Origin of the sequence: Granulicella arctica (assembly GCF_025685605.1) — a bacterium.
Lineage (GTDB): Bacteria > Acidobacteriota > Terriglobia > Terriglobales > Acidobacteriaceae > Edaphobacter > Edaphobacter arcticus.
This window is the reverse complement of sequence record NZ_JAGTUT010000002.1, coordinates 386,031-401,579: the sequence shown is the minus strand read 5'-3', so window position 1 is coordinate 401,579 and position 15,549 is coordinate 386,031. Positions and strand designations below refer to the sequence as shown.

The following is a 15,549-nucleotide window of genomic DNA, read 5'->3' as shown; positions in this document are numbered from 1 at the left end:
TCTAGTCGTACACATGACACTGGTGAGTATATAGATGCGAAGTTCGACTGACGCCGCTTGTGGCTCTTGGCACTAAATAATTAGTTAGACGTGCTTCGAATGGAAAAGTGTCAGCTTATCAAAGGATTTCCGGCCGAAATGCACAGGGTTAAGCCGGGATAGGTGTGGGAGCGGAGCGGTTGGGGAGCAATTCGATGATGGCGATGCCGATGAGGATCAGGAGCGCTCCGGTGAGGGCGCGAGGTCCGAGGTGCTCGTGCAGGATGAGGATGGAGGTGAGCCAGGCGAAGACGGGTTCCAGGGTGAGGATGAGGGCGGTGTGGGAAGGAGAGAGGTGCTGCTGGGCGTAGCTCTGGATCGTGAAGGCGGCGGCAGTAGCGAACAGGCTGGTGATGGCAAGCGCAAAGACGAGTCTTCCGGTGAGGTGAAGGACCGGTCGGCCGTCGAAGGGTAGGGTGACGGCCATAAGGAGGGTTGCGGCTCCGATCTGGAGGGTGGCGAGCAGGCCCGCGGAGAGGTGGAGGGAGGCGCGCGCGAGCGCAAGAAGGTGGGCGGCGAAGGCGAGCGCGCAAAGAAGGACGAGGAGGTCGCCGAGGCCGATGGTGGCGAAGATGTGGGCGAGTGCGGTTCCGGCAGGGGTGGTGAGGAGGAGGAGGCCTGAAAAGGCGAACAGGGCTCCGGCGATCGTGGCGAGCCCGGGGGCGTTGGCCCCCTTTGGACGAAGCCGGGGGATGATGGTGAAGAGGGGAACGAAGACGACGATGAGGCCGGTAATGAATGCGGCTTTGGCGGGGGTGGTGCGGGCGAGGCCAGCGGTCTGGAACTGATAGCCCGCTCCGAGGAAGGCTCCAACGAAGAGGCCGGAGAGGATGGACTTGCGGGTGAGGGTGCGCAACTCGCGGCGGTTGATGAGGGCAAGGGCAAGGAATGCCAAGGCCATGCGGAGCAGGTTGAAGAGGAGCGGCGAGATGTCGCGGAATGCGTCTTTAACGAGGACGAACGTGGCTCCCCATACCGCGACCACGGCGATGAGGAGCAGATGGGCGAGGGTGCTGGGCCGCATCTAGTGGGCTGATCCTGATCCTGCAGAGGGTGCGGTGTAGACATTCTCACCATTGACGATGGTTTGGATGACCCTGGTGTAGAGGATCTGGTGCGGGGAGGCGGTGGTGGGGTCATGGTCGAGCACAACGAAGTCGGCAAGATAGCCGGGTTCGAGACGGCCTAGCTGGTGGTCGCGGAACTCTGCATAGGCGGAGGCTTGTGTGTAGGCGTATAGGGCTTCCTGGATGGAGATCTTCTCCTGCGGCTGGAAGGTCTGGGTACCGGCCTCGTTCTGGCGGGTGGTGGCGGCGTAGAGGCCGCGGAAGGGGTTGATGGATTCGACTGGGTAGTCGGTTCCGAAGGCGAGGGTGACGCCGTGATCGAGGAAGGAGTGCCAGGCGTAGGCGGATTTTGCGCGCTCGGGCCCGAGACGGGCGGTGGCCCACGCCATGTCGGTGAGGAGATGGCTGGGCTGCATGGAAGCGATAATGCCCAGGCGAGCGAAGCGGTCGAAGTCTTCGGGGCGGAGGACTTGCGCGTGCTCGATACGGAGGCGGAGGTCGGCGACGGTGTAATCGCGCGAGTCTGCCTGAACGACAGCGGCGTCGGGATGGTTGGGCGGCGTGGGGTGGTTGGCGGGAACGGCGGTCTGCTCGGCGGCGGAAAAGGCGTTGAGGGCGATCTCGTTGGCGCGGTCACCGATGGCGTGGAAGCCGAGTTGAAAGCCTGCGGCGGCACGCTCAGTGGCCATCAGGTTGAGCTTGTCCTCATCGTAGCGCGGGATGCCGGAGTTGCCGGGCTCGTCGGCGTACGGCTCTTCAAGGGCGGCGGTACGGGAGCCGAGTGAGCCGTCCATGAAGGCTTTGAGCATGCCGATGTGGAGGAGGGGATCGTCGGCGGGGTGGCTGGCGCGGCGCTGCTGGAGGACGGGAAGAGGCAGGTTGAAGTCGAGCCACTCGCTGACGCGGAGCTTGAGTTTGCCGGCGTGCTCGAGTTCTTCGAGGACGAGGAAGTCGTCCCACTCGGAGAAGTCCTGTACGGAGGTGACGCCGTGGGCGAGGGCGTCGGCGATGGAGAGTTGGAGTGCGCGTCGGCGTGTGTCGTTATCGAGCGGGGGGATTTTGCGCTCGATGAGGGTGATGGCGGGGATCTCGCGAACGATGCCGGTAGGGGTGCCCTCTCCGTCGCGGTCGATCTTGCCGCCTTCGGGGTCGGGGGTCGAGGGAATGATGCTGGCGGCGGCGAGCGCGGCGGTGTTGGCGATGACGATGTGGCCGTCGACACGGTAGAAGACGGCGGGGTGCCCTGCGGTGACGGCATCGAGATCGGCGCGGGTGGGAAGGGTCTTCGAGGCCCAGAGGGTGTGGTCCCAACCGCCGCCACGGAGCCATGTGCCGGGTTTGGTGGTGGCGGCGTAGGCCTTGATGCGGGCCTGCATGTCGGCTAGCGAGGTGGTGCCGATGAGGTCGGCGGAGAGCTTTTGCTGGCCAGCGTTGGCGATGTGGGTGTGGGCATCGTTGAAGCCGGGCATGGCGAAGGCGTTTTGAAGGTCGATAAGCTTTGTCTGCGGCGTTTTGAGCTTGAGGATCTCGACGTCGGTGCCGGTGGCTATGATCTTTCCGGAGGCGATGGCGAGCGCGGTTACGGTGGGCGGGGTCGCCGATGGATCGTCCTTGTGGAGGTGGGCTCCGGTAAGGATGGTGCCGTGAAAGTAGATGGTGTCTACAGTCTGGGCGGGCAAGGCGGCGGTAGCGAGAGTGGATGCGGCGAGGAGTGTCGTGCGGAAGAGGTTCACGAGGTGGAGTGTACCAAGGGTACGGGCAGAGATGATGTCAGCGGCGGGCGGCGGAGGCGACTTCGGCAGTGTCGAGGAGAGTGAGAAGGATGCGGCGGAGGGCGATCTCGCGGCCGGTGGGGTCATACCACTCCTGCAGGGTGTGGATGCCGCCGCCGATACCGCCCGCGCCGATGGCCACGGCGGGAATGCCAAGGGCGAGGGGCAGGTTGGCGTCGGTTGAGCCAATGCGGGGCTCGGTGCGGAGGGTGAGGTGGCGGTCCACGGCGCGGATGGTCTGGAGGAGCGGGGAGTCGTCGGGGAGCTCCCCGGCGGGGCGGTCGCCGATGGTTTCGAGGGTTACGGGAGTGGCGCTGGCTTCGCGGGTGTCGTCTTTGCGGGGATCGAAGCGGCCACAGATCTGACGTAGCCGGGCTTCTATGGTCTCCAACTGCAAGGGATCGGTCGAGCGGAGATCGAGGAGGGCGCTTGCCGATTCGGGGATCGAGTTGATGGATGTGCCGCCGGAGATCATGCCCGTGTTGAGGGTTGTGCGCGGATTTGCCGGAAGATCGACCTCGCTGAAGGCTTTGAGGACCTCGCCCAAGATGAGGATGGGATTTGGGGTACCGGCGTCTGACCAGGAGTGGCCTCCGGGCCCGACTACGGTGAGGCGAAAGCGGCGGCTGCCAAGGGCTCGGGTGACGACCGCATTCGTGCCGCTGCCCTCGAGGGCAATCGCCGAGACGATTCGTCCCTTGTAGGCCCCGTTTTCGAAGAGGTGCTTCATGCCCCGGAGATCACCTTGACCTTCCTCGCCTACATTTGCGGCGAAGAGGATGGTGAGGGGTGGCGTGATCTTTGCGTAGCGGAGGGATGCGGCGATAGCCAGGAGACCGGTGAGACCAGCGGCGTTGTCGCAGATGCCCGGGGCGAGCAGGCGTCCTTCATGCTCCGTTGGGGTGCATAAGGTGCCGGGGGGGAAGACGGTATCGAGATGAGCGGAGATAAGGATGCAGGGTGAGGACTCGCCTGCGTCAGGCGCGGGGAGCTCTGCGAGGGCGTTGCCGATGCCGTCGGTGTGAATGTGATTGAGGCCAAGGGCGGTGAATCGGTCGAGGAACCAGGCTGCCCGGATGTTTTCTTCGAAGGGGGGTGCAGGGATGGCTGTCATCTCAATCTGCCACTGTTTGAGCTGCGGCTGATGGAGATGCAGCCAGTGGAAGGCGCGATGAACGGGTGTGAGCGCGGCAAGGCGCGCGATGCGGGACTGTGCGGCTGCAGAGCCGAAGGCGATGGGCATTAGTAGTCCACTTTGACGAGGAAGAGGCCTCGTGCAGGTGCGGTTGGCCCGGCGGCAGAGCGGTCCTGAGCTTCGAGGATTGAGGGGATGGTGTCGGCTGCGATGCGGCCACATGCTACGTCCACGAAGGTGCCGACGAGATTGCGGACCATGTGGTGGAGAAAGCCGGAGCCTGTGACGCGGTAGATATAGAGGCTGTCGCTTTGCTGCCAGCAGGAGCAGGAGAGTGTACGGACATTAGTGGCGTGGACAGGAAGCTCGGCTGCAGCGGCATGGCGGGTGGTGCGGTCAGGATCAGCGGCGGCGAAGGAGGTGAAGTCGTGTGTGCCAAGAACGTGGTGTGCGGCCTCTTGAAGGAGCGCGAGGTTGAGGACCAGAGGACAATCCCATACATACGGAGCGAGCATGGGAGAGCAGATTTTCCCGGGCTGTCCTTTTTCGATGCCGCTGGGATAGATGCGGTACTCGTACGATTTACCTATGGCGCTGTGGCGGGCGTGGAAGTCGGAGGCGACGGCTTCGGTGGCGAGGACGCGGATGCTCTGCGGCAGAGCGTGATTGAGGGCGCGGTGTAGATTCTCGGCGGGGATGGCGCAATCGAGCGTAAAGGTGGCGACCTGACCGAGGGCATGCACGCCGGTATCGGTGCGGCCTGAGCCTTGTGGAAGGACACTTTCGCCGGTGATGTGATGAATAGCGCTCGCCAGAGTTCCCTGTACGGTAGTGAGCTCGGGCTGGATCTGCCATCCATGAAAGGGTGTGCCGTCGTAGGTGAGGATCGTTTTCCAGGTCTGCATGATGATTTCAGCGGTGAAGCAGGTTACGGTGGAGGATACATGGAGGATCACGTTGGTATACTGCGCCTACGGGGATCATGCCTTTTTTTGATGCTATATCGGGAACGTAGCTGAGGGTTTGTGCGTATGAGCCTTTCATGATGCCTTTGCGGGTTGCTTTTGATTTTCAGAGTCGTTCCGGGTAACCGGTGCGTCTAGATGGTACTGACATAGCCAGAGATGAGTAGCCCGTGTTGCAGCGGTAGTTGTGCCGGATGAAGAGTACCCGGATGTGCTGGCCTTTTGGTCAGTATCCGGCAACAGACAGCAGGGTTGGAGATCGCATCGTGAGATTACGAGATTTGCAGGCAGTAGCGTGTATCGCGCTGACATTGATGAGCGCCACGCAGCAGGGTCTAGCGCAGCAGACACAGACGAGCCCGACGGCACCGGCGGCTCCGCAGCAGGTTGTGAATGACACAACTGGACAGCCGGGTCTGCCGCAGGCTCCGCAGGCCAAGCTGACTGAGCCACTCTACCTTCGCGACACAGGCAAAGATTACACGCGCGGGCGTGGCAACTTCTTTAAGAACCCCTTACTTCGCTATGCGGCAAATGACTTTATCTTGCCGCGCCTGACGAACACTCCTCGGCTTGATGGACTGCTTCGCGACGGCAAGATCTACCTGAGCTTGTCAGATGCGATCCTGCTTGCGCTTGAGAATAACTTCGATATCGCGATTGCTCGCATCAACCTCGACATTGCGGATACGGATATTCTGCGAACCAAGGCTGGCCAGACATTTCGCGGCGTTTCGACGGGTATTGTTGCGGGTACGCTTGGCGGTTCTACGACCACGATTACGAGTGGTGGTGGTCCGGGCGGCACGTCGAGTGCATCGGGCGGCGCGGGTACCGGTGCTAATGGTCTCGTACTGAGCACGAATGGCGGAGGCCCGGTGCCAGAGGTTCTGGATCCTGTGCTCACGGGTACGGCAAGCTATGAAGCGGCGTCGACCGTGCAAACGACCCCAGTACTAGCTGGTCTTCCTACCGGCCAGGACACACTGAACAACAACACTTCGACCTACGACGTGGCTTACAACCAGGGATTTCTGACTGGCACGCAACTGCAGGTAGGTTTCAACAACACGCGACAGACGACGAACGGCGGCTTTACGAGCTACAGCCCGCTGCTGCAGTCCAACTTTCGAGCTACGGCAACACAGCATCTTCTGCAGGGATTTGGACCGGGTATCAACGGTCGCTTCATCCTGCAGGCAAAGAATAACCGCCGCATCACGGACTCAGCGTTCCGTCAGCAGGTGCTGTATACGATCAACCAGGTTGAGAACATCTATTGGGGCCTGGTGAGTGCGTATGAGGACGAGCAGGCTAAGGAACGCGCGCTTGGGCAGTCCACGCAACTGACGGCGGATAATCGCAAGCAGCTTGAGATTGGCACACTGGCTCCGCTGGACGTGGTGAACTCGGACAGCTCGGTTGCTTCGGACAAGCAGGCGCTGATCGCTTCGAAGACGAACCTTGAGTATCAGCAGCTGATCATGAAGCAGGCGATTGCGCGCAATCTGAACGATCCTCAGCTGGCGAGTGCTCCGGTTGTTCCGACGGATCGTGTTGGATTGGACCGTCTGCCCGAAGAAGATATGCCGGTCGATGATCTCGTTCGCGTGGCTTACACGAACAATCCGCAGATCGAGCAGGCTGTTCTCAACATGAAGAACAACGAAATCACCATCAAAGCTGAGAAGAATGGCTTGCTGCCGATCGTTGACGCGTACGCCTTCTACGGTGCGAGTGCGGTTGGTGGATCGCCGAACCCGAATCTGAGCACCGGTATCTTTGGCGGCTCGAGCACGCCGGTTCCGTCAATCAACTACGGCAATGTGTTTCAGAATCTCTTCAACAGCACTTCGCCAGACAAGGGCTTTGGTGTCAATGTGACGATTCCGATTCGCAACCGGGCGGCTCAGGCGGACCAGGCTCGATCGCAGATGGAGTACCGTCAGTCGCAGATGCGTCTGCAGCAGCTTTACACGCAGATTCGTATCCAGGTGATCAATGGGCAGTATGCGTTGACGAACGACCGTGCACAGGTGATGGCGGCTCAGGCTGGTCAGACATTTGCAAATCAGAGCCTCGATGCCGAACAGAAGAAGTACCGGCTTGGTGCTTCGACGACGGCGAATGTGCTGCAGCAGGGACGTAACCTTGCGATTGCGGAGAACACGTTGATCTCTGCGACTGCGGCGTATGCGAAGGATCGTGCGGCGCTGCTACAGCTTCTTTCAAATACGTTGGAGAAGTACAGCATCAGCCTGCAGGGAGCAGCGACCGGCGTTGTGGATAACGCCCCGATTGTTCCTGGCCTGACGGCACCGAAGGGGCCTGAGGCTCCGAAGCCGATCTCGGGGACGCCGGCACCTGTACAGCCGTAGTTCAACGTAATCACGATAAGGCCCGGGCTTCGGTCCGGGCCTTACTTTTTGTAGACCAGACTGGACTAGACTTTAAGCCTATGAGTAATTCGCATGACACGACGAATCTGAACGCCCTTTCGACTGCAGCTTCCGCCTATCTGCGGTCTGCGATGCATCAGCCGGTTCGATGGCAGGAATGGGGCGATGCGGCCTTCGAGCAGGCGATTCGCGAAGATAAACCGATCCTGTTGGATATCGGTGCAGTGTGGTGTCACTGGTGCCATGTGATGGATCGCGAGTCGTACGAGAACGCCGACATTGCTGAGGTGATTAATAAGTTCTTTGTTGCGGTGAAGGTGGACCGTGATGAGCGGCCTGACGTAGATACGCGTTACCAGGCGGCGGTGTCGTCAATCAGTGGGCAGGGCGGATGGCCGCTTACCGCGTTTCTTACACCTGATGGCTTGCCCTTCTTTGGTGGAACTTATTTTCCGCCGGATGATCGGCACGGGCGGCCGGGGTTTCGGCGAGTGCTGTTCACGATGGCTGAGGCGTTCGAGAAGAAGCGGGATGAGGTGAACGAGTCAGCGGGCAGTGTGATGAGTGCGATCGAGCAGAATGAATCGTTCTCGGGGCGAGCGGAGAATCCTGGACCGGAGCTGGTGGCGAAGCTGGTCGCGTCGGCGTTGCAACAGTTTGATCCGCGGAACGGCGGGTTTGGATCGCAGCCGAAGTTTCCTCACTCGGGCGCGGTGGACCTGCTGCTGGATGTGGCGTCGAGGCCGGGAGAGATTGCTGAGACGGCTCAGCGGGCGGCTTTGGTGACGCTCGAGAAGATGTCGCGTGGCGGCATCTATGACCAGTTGGCGGGTGGCTTCCATCGCTACTCGGTCGATGAGCATTGGGTCGTGCCGCACTTCGAGAAGATGGCCTACGACAACAGCGAGTTGTTGAAGAATTACGTCCATGCGTACCAGACCTTTGTGGAGCCGGAGAGCGCGCGTGTGGCGAGGGAGATCGTCCGGTGGGTCGATGAATTGCTGTCGGACCGGGAGCGAGGCGGGTTCTATGCGTCGCAGGATGCGGACCTTTCTCTTGACGATGATGGCGACTACTTTACCTGGACCCTGGATGAGGCGGCAGCGGTGCTGACTGCGGATGAGCTGGCCATTGCTGGGCCGTTTTACAACATCCGCGAGGTCGGGGATATGCACCACAATCCGGCGAAGAACGTGCTGCATATTACGCAGTCGCTCAGCGCCATCCCGGAGGCCAAGAATAGGCCCGCCTCGTATGAGTTGGAGACGGCGAAGGATCTGCTGATCTCTGCGCGTAAGAAGCTCTACGCGGCGCGGCTGGAGCGAAAAACGCCTTACATCGACAAGACCGTCTATACGGGATGGAATGCGATGCTAATCTCGGCGTACCTGGCTGCGGGACGTGTGTTCGAGTTGCGTGGTGCAACAGAGTTTGCATTGAAGTCGCTGGACCGGGTGCTGCGCGAGGCCTGGAGCGCGCAAGGTGAGCTGGCGCACGTGGTCGCGTATGGTGAGGGTACGGAGCCGGGGACGCGGGTTGCGGGTGTGCTCGAGGACTATGTGTTTCTCGGCAACGCAGCGCTTGACGCTTGGGAAGCTACGGGCGAGATCCGCTACTACGATGCCTCGGCGGCGATTGCGGAGAGCGCAGTTTCACGCTTCTACGATCCAGTGGGCGGAGCATTTTTTGATACGGAAGCCATAGCCGACGGAGAGCTTCGGCGGGGTGCGCTTGCGACCCGGCGGAAGCCGCTGCAGGATTCGCCGACCCCCGCAGGGAACTCGATTGGCGCAACGTTGCTTTTGCGGCTCTATGCGCTAAACGGTAAGGCTACGTATGCGGATATGGCGACGAACACGCTTGAGTCGTTCGCGGGCGTAGTGGAGCACTTTGGACTCTATGCGGCTAGCTACGGGTTAGCGTTGCAGCGGATGGTTACTCCCCCAGTGCAGGTCTGCATTATCGGTGAGGATCATCATGCGCGCCTGCTTGAGGCTGTTGCGCTGGCTCGCTTCGCGGTGAATAAGAGTGTGATCCGATTCAGCCGAGAGCAGCTGGCGGCGCTGCCTCCTGCTCTGGCGGAGACCCTGCCGTTCCTACCGGAGCAGGAGCGTAGCTTCGCCGTGGTTTGCAGCGGAAATACGTGCCAGCCGCCGGTGACGGATGTGGATGCCTTGGTGGCGATTCTGAGTCGAGCCGTCTAAGGCGATCGGCTTATCATTGGCGAAATTGGTGTGTAGGCGCAGGGATAAGAGACTATCTCGTTTAGAATGCTATGTTTGCGTGTAACCCTTTTAGAATGTTATATTTACACGCATCAAAATTGCCTAAGCGTGACATTCTAAAAGGGTTATGGCCAGCATCTCAATCTGTTTTTTTGCTGGAATCACACTTAAATTCTGAAGCGGGCGCTTACTAGGCGCCGATAGTTGGTGGCTTAGGTGGGGCAGTGGGGTCGGCGGCCTTGGCTACGAAGAGGTTTGCCGGATCGATGCCGAGCGGAATGCTTTCCTGCTCAAACGCCTGGATAACCCGTCGCCGCAGCTCTCGCAGGACGCCGTCTTTCTGGTTGACGCGCACGCGGATGTTGACAGGGTAAGTGACCTCGCGGCCGGTGATCTTGTCGATGCCGGGAATGTCGGGGCCACTGATAATGACGGCTTTGAAGGTCGGTTCGCCGCACAGGCCAGTGGCGACACTTCGAAGGACGCGGAGGACCTTGTCGGGATCGGCGCTCGCATCCACGCTGATGTTGAGGGTGCCGACGGAGAAGTCTCGCGAGAGATTCGCCACGGTGGCAACCTGGCTGTTTGGAATGATGTAGAGGGTGCCGTCGCCGTCGCGCAGGGTGGTGCAGCGGAGGGTGAGGTCTTCTACTGTCCCGGAGAGGGAGGCTATCTTTACGTTCTCGCCGACGTTGTACTGATTTTCGACCAGGATGAAGATGCCGTTGAGAACGTCCTTGAAGAGGCTCTGCGCACCGAGACCGATGCCGACGCCGACGACGCCTGCTGACGCGAGAAGAGGTGTCAGGTTGATGTTGAAGACGGAGAGAATGTGCAGCAGGACGATGAAGCCAATGACCGCGAAGGAGGTTGCGCGGATGATCGAGGCAACGGTGCGAAGTTGCGACGCTCGCGAAGCGTTGTTTAAAGCGTGACGGTCGGCAAGACGACGGAGACGATGGACGAAGAAGTCCACCACGCGGAGGAGGATAAATGCGCCGATCAGGATGAAGAGCAGCGTCGGCAGTTCATGCTGGGCGAAGTCGATGAGTTCGTTATGCCAGCCGCGCTCCAGTGTCTTCAGGCTTTTCTCGTCGGGTACAGCTGGATTCAAAAGCAATGTGGTGAGGGGATGGATGATGTTCACTCTCTTTCTGGAAGTTGTCGAACGATGCGTCTCTTCAATATGACGCACAACCAAGCTTAAATGTGATGTTGTAGAGGATCGCTGAAATTGCTCGTTGCCGATGCTGAATTGCTTCGATAAAATCGCCGCACAACGAGAGCTATGGTTTGCAGAGAGACGAGCCGGACTCCGGCCGATTCGGTGCTTAGAATATGGCCGAGATCTCCTATCAACTCTTACCCTGGAGGAGCCATGAAGAAGCTTGCGACAGTGATGTTGGGAATGGTTTTGTGTGGAGTGGCTGATGCGGCGCTGGCACAGCTTAGTACGCCGACTGGAATTCCCCCGCAGTCAGCGCGTACTCCTTATGGGGCCAAGAGCCGTGAGGACGAGAATCCGATGGCCCCCAATGCGATGGAGCAGATAGAGAAGGGCAGGCAGACTGAACGACAGAAAAAGCTGATTGCCGATACGGATCGGCTGCTGGCGCTTGCGAACGAACTCAAGATGGATATGGATAAGACGACGAAGGACGCCATGTCGATCCAGGTGATCAAGAAGGCCGAAGAGATTGAGAAGTTAGCCCGCAACGTGAAGGAACGGATGAAGGGTTAGCGTGTCAGTTTCGAAGGCTAAGTGCGTTGACCTGTCCGTAGGGCAGGGAGGCGGTTGCTGTTGCTGTAGTGCGCATGGCGGCGATGATGGTTGCGGCGTCCCAGGCTGGGTGTGCGGCGCGGAGCAGGGCAGCGACACCTGCGGCGAGTGGCGCGGCGGCACTCGTTCCCATTGCTTGCACGTAGTCAGCATGACCAAGATTGAAGCAACCGTAGCTGTGTGCGGCGTCTACAGGTAGTCCGTCCGTTGTGGATGGCTTGCCGGAGCTGCAGGCTCCACGGACCCAGCCGCTTATGGCGTTGTCTCCACCGGCTGGAATACTGCCGCCGGGTGCGGCGAGGGCATCGAGTGGTGCGCCGAAGTTGCTGTAGTAGGGAAGCGTGACGGCTCCGGCGGTGCACACGGCTGCGGCGCTTACGTTCTCGGCGCATGCCGGGTTAGTTGAGGCCACGATGGCGAGGACGCTCCGGGCCTGGGCCGGGAGTTCGATGTAGCGTGGATTGGTGAAATTGAAGCCGTCATTTCCTGCTGCGGCAACGATGACGGCTCCTGCTTGTGCAGCGGCGTAAGTGGCGCGGTCGAAGAGAGCTTTGAGGCCTGCGCCGTCGCCGGTGGTGATGTCGACCATGGAACCGAGTGAGAGGCTGATGACGTCGGCGTGCTGGGCGACGGCATCTGCGATGCCTTGAAGGACCCAGCTGAGAAGGCCGCTTGCCTGACCGGAGGTGCACTGCTGGGCTGCTCCGGCAACGCTGATGTCGGGCATCCGCTCCAGAACCTTGATGTTGAGGATGCTGGCTGCAGGGGCTACGCCGACGACGAGGCCGGTTCCGGCACCGGCGGCGCCGGCGGCGAGTGAGGCGGTCCAGGTTCCGTGGCCCTGCTGATCTTGCGGTGTGCCGTCGTCGCAGGGGCTGGGAAGGCCGCTCAACGGCGTCTGATTCACCTCGGACAGGTTGAAGACGAGATTAGGCGCGATATCGGGATGTGCAGAGTCAACGCCGCTATCGAGGATGGCGATGCGCACGCCTTTCCCCATTGTGGTGTTCCACGGACCATTCGCAGGACCACCGGCGATGTTGTTGCCGTACCCACCGACCTGGCGAACGGCCCAGCCTTGCGGAGAGTTGTAGAAGGTGTCGACCTGCGGTGTGGAGGGTGGAGCGATGATGGTCGGCGACAAGGGCCGTGCGAGCGGATTGTGATATCCACCAGATGGGCCGGTGACGACCTGATGCGCGTAAACCATGCGGTCGTGGACGACGAAGTCTACGTTTGGCTGGGCGGCGAGACGAGTGAGATTGGTGGCGTCATCAGCGGTTCCGTTCGCCTGGACGACGGCGATACCAAGAGACTCGTGGCGCTGAAGCATGTGGGCTCCGGCGAGGCTGATACGGGCCTCGGCGTCCTGCGGGATCGAGGCGCTTCGATACGAGACGAGATAGTGGTTTGCGACGATGGGGCTGAGCGGTGTGAGGCGGGAGTTGTCTTGCGCGAAGAGGTGCTGCGCAGCCGTTGTCTGAAGTGCCGCCGTGACCATAAATAGGAGGATGACGAAGGGCGGCGGCGAGAAACGGCGTTGGGCAAACATTGTGACGACTCCTTGAGACGATGCGGATTCAGCGGGAAGTCACCGGTGTGACTGTTACTGTTTCCTGCATCGGCGTAGGGAGGGAGCTCTGAAGGGTGCAGATCAGTACCGTGACGGTACATTGGTGACTTCTAATAAACTGCTGGACGATCTGACGGAGGGTTTTCCGAGGTCGAGCGGCGGATGTGAGCCACGCATTACAATCGAACCCGTAAGGGTACGGAAGCCGGGAAGATCTCCGGTGCCGAACCCCTGCCGTGGAGGGTACGTGGCGCGGAATGGTGCAGTAGTACATCGGGAGACGGCAGACCTCGTTCAGGCGGGCGCGCTGACGCCGGAGCAACTGGTGGAGTTCTACCGGCTGATGTATCTTTCGCGTCGGACCGATGATCGCGAGATCGTACTGAAGAGGCAGCAGAAGATCTTCTTCCAGATCTCGTGCGCTGGGCATGAGGCGCTGCTGGTCGCTGCCGGGATGGCGCTGCGACCGGGCTACGACTGGTTCTTTCCGTACTATCGCGACCGGGCGATCTGCCTTGCGCTTGGGAATACGGTCGAGGAGCAGTTGCTACAGGCAGTCGGCGCGGCGGATGACACTGCGAGCGGTGGTCGACAGATGCCTTCGCACTGGTCGAGTTCCAGGCTGAACATCGTTACACCTTCTTCGTCTACGGCGACACAGTGCCTTCATGCGATTGGCTGCGCGGAGGCTGGGCGGTATTTCTCGCGTCATCCTGAGGCGGCTGCGAAGCATACGGGTGATTACCGCGAGTTCAAGGATGTGACGTTCCATGGCGACGAGGTGGTTTATGTCTCGATCGGCGAGGGTTCGACGAGCCAGGGTGAGTTCTGGGAGTCGCTGAACACAGCGTCGAACGGCAAGCTGCCCGTGCTTTATGTTGTGGAAGATAACGGCTACGCGATCTCGACGCCGGTTGAGGCGAATACGCCGGGCGGGAATATCTCGCGGCTGATCGCCAACTTCCCCAACTTCCACTTCGCTGAGATCGATGGCACTGATCCGATCGCTTGCTATGCGGCGATGGTCGAGGCGGCTGATTATTGCCGGTCGGGCAAAGGGCCTGCGCTGGTTCACGGGCATGTGATTCGGCCTTACTCGCACTCGATGAGCGAGGACGAGCGGGACTATCGCGCACCGGGCGAGATCGAGGCTGATGCTTTGCGCGATCCGATCTCGAAGATGCAGATGTGGTTATTGCGCGAGGGGATACTCGATGCGGCGGGTATCAATGCGCTCGAGCGCCAGGTCGATGAAGAGGTCAATCGTGCGTCGGATCGTGCGATTGCGGCTAAGTTCCCGGAGGTGAGTTCGATCCTGCGGCATCAGTACTCGGAGGATCTGCGCTGCACGGATGAACGATTCGACACGCAGCCGGTTCCGAGTGCAGATACCAATGAGCGCACGATGGCGGACCTGATCAATACGTGTCTGAAGGACGAGATGCGTCGCGATGACCGGATTGTGGTGTTCGGTGAAGATGTGGCCGATGCTACGCGGAGCGACGCGCTGAAGGATGAGAAGCTGAAGGGCAAAGGCGGCGTCTTCAAGCTGACGTCGGGGCTGCAGCGCGAGTTCGGCAGTGAGCGGTGCTGGAACTCGCCGTTGGCTGAGGCGAACATTGTTGGTCGCGCGATCGGCATGGCGGTTCGCGGTCTGAAGCCGGTGGTTGAGATTCAGTTCTTCGATTACATCTGGCCAGCTATGCACCAGATGCGGAATGAGTTAGCTCTGATTAGATGGCGTTCGAATGGCGATTTCAGTTGCCCGATCGTGATGCGGGTTCCGATTGGCGGCTATCTGACGGGCGGTTCGATCTATCATTCGCAGTCGGGCGAGAGCATCTTCACGCACACGCCGGGCGTCCGCGTGGTGATGCCTTCGAATGCGCTGGATGCGATGGGGCTGCTGCGGACGGCGATTCGGTGCGACGATCCGGTGCTGTTTCTGGAGCACAAGCGGCTCTATCGCGAGACGTTTGGGCGAGCGGCTTACCCGGGTTCGGAGTACATGGTTCCGTTTGGCAAGGCGAAGATCGTGCGGCCGGGCAAGGACCTGACGGTGATTACGTATGGAGCGGTCGTGCCGCGCGCGTTGCAGGCGGCGCAAAAGATCCATCGCGACAAAGGGATTGATGTGGAGCTGATCGATCTGCGATCGCTGAGCCCTTATGACTGGGAGGCGATTGCTACCTCGGTGCGGAAGACGAGTCGCGTGATTATTGCCCACGAAGATATGTTGAGCTGGGGCTACGGAGCGGAGATTGCGGCGCGGATCGGGGATGAGCTGTTCCACGATCTTGATGCGCCGGTGCGCCGAGTCGCGGCGATGGATTCGTTTGTGGCCTATCAGCCGTTGCTGGAGGACGCTATTCTGCCGCAGCCTGAGGATTTGTATCGGGCGATTGCTGAGCTGGCGGCTTTCTAAGTCGCGAATTTTGACTTCCGACACTTATGTTCGCAGAGGTCAAGTAGGCTAAGCGACTTATTATGAGCAACTTGTGGCTTTATGTCGGCGTAAAGTATTCATTCTGCTGGGCTTAGGTCCAAAAGTATTCATCCGAAGTGGGTTAGCTATGCATTCCGAGGAGCGAAAA

Annotated in this window: 10 protein-coding genes; 4 read left to right on the top strand and 6 right to left on the bottom strand. The window is 60.3% G+C overall.

The window, feature by feature from the left end:
* Positions 1-148: 148 nt before the first annotated feature.
* From OHL20_RS21620 to truA, 4 genes are read right to left on the bottom strand one after another with little or no spacing between them, the layout of a single operon-like run.
* Entirely contained in the window at positions 149-1,063 is a 915-nt protein-coding gene (locus OHL20_RS21620) for a DMT family transporter (RefSeq protein WP_263385376.1), read from the bottom strand.
* Positions 1,064-2,965 carry an amidohydrolase gene (locus OHL20_RS21615; RefSeq protein ID WP_263385375.1) on the bottom strand — a complete coding sequence of 634 codons (1,902 nt, stop codon included), beginning with the start codon at positions 2,963-2,965 and terminating at the stop codon, positions 1,064-1,066. It lies immediately after the preceding gene.
* Positions 2,877-4,121: a M20/M25/M40 family metallo-hydrolase gene (locus OHL20_RS21610; protein WP_263385374.1), complete on the bottom strand. Its 1,245-nt coding sequence runs from the start codon at positions 4,119-4,121 to the stop codon at positions 2,877-2,879. The genes OHL20_RS21615 and OHL20_RS21610 overlap by 89 nt, the downstream gene beginning before the upstream one ends.
* Positions 4,121-4,969: a tRNA pseudouridine(38-40) synthase TruA gene (gene truA / locus OHL20_RS21605; protein WP_317890996.1), complete on the bottom strand. Its 849-nt coding sequence runs from the start codon at positions 4,967-4,969 to the stop codon at positions 4,121-4,123. The genes OHL20_RS21610 and truA overlap by 1 nt, the downstream gene beginning before the upstream one ends.
* A 290-nt stretch (positions 4,970-5,259) precedes the next feature.
* Between truA and OHL20_RS21600 the strand changes: the two genes are divergently transcribed.
* The gene (locus OHL20_RS21600; protein WP_396272751.1) at positions 5,260-7,356 is read left to right on the top strand and encodes a TolC family protein; all 2,097 of its coding nucleotides are present in this window, start codon (positions 5,260-5,262) and stop codon (positions 7,354-7,356) included.
* 80 nt (positions 7,357-7,436) lie between these two features.
* Complete coding sequence (locus OHL20_RS21595) at positions 7,437-9,581, top strand: thioredoxin domain-containing protein (RefSeq protein WP_263385372.1); 2,145 nt, start codon at positions 7,437-7,439, stop codon at positions 9,579-9,581.
* Positions 9,582-9,792: 211 nt separating this feature from the next.
* On the opposite strand, the gene OHL20_RS21590 is transcribed toward OHL20_RS21595, so the two are convergent.
* Positions 9,793-10,749 (bottom strand): mechanosensitive ion channel family protein, encoded by a 957-nt coding sequence (locus tag OHL20_RS21590; protein WP_317890995.1) that lies wholly within the window; start codon positions 10,747-10,749, stop codon positions 9,793-9,795.
* 231 nt (positions 10,750-10,980) lie between these two features.
* Between OHL20_RS21590 and OHL20_RS21585 the strand changes: the two genes are divergently transcribed.
* The gene (locus OHL20_RS21585) at positions 10,981-11,343 is read left to right on the top strand and encodes a hypothetical protein (RefSeq protein ID WP_263385371.1); all 363 of its coding nucleotides are present in this window, start codon (positions 10,981-10,983) and stop codon (positions 11,341-11,343) included.
* Positions 11,344-11,347: 4 nt separating this feature from the next.
* On the opposite strand, the gene OHL20_RS21580 is transcribed toward OHL20_RS21585, so the two are convergent.
* Complete coding sequence (locus OHL20_RS21580; protein ID WP_263385370.1) at positions 11,348-12,934, bottom strand: S8 family serine peptidase; 1,587 nt, start codon at positions 12,932-12,934, stop codon at positions 11,348-11,350.
* Positions 12,935-13,202: 268 nt separating this feature from the next.
* On the opposite strand from OHL20_RS21580, the gene OHL20_RS21575 reads away from it, so the two are divergent.
* Positions 13,203-15,380: an alpha-ketoacid dehydrogenase subunit alpha/beta gene (locus OHL20_RS21575; protein ID WP_263385369.1), complete on the top strand. Its 2,178-nt coding sequence runs from the start codon at positions 13,203-13,205 to the stop codon at positions 15,378-15,380.
* Positions 15,381-15,549: the final 169 nt, after the last annotated feature.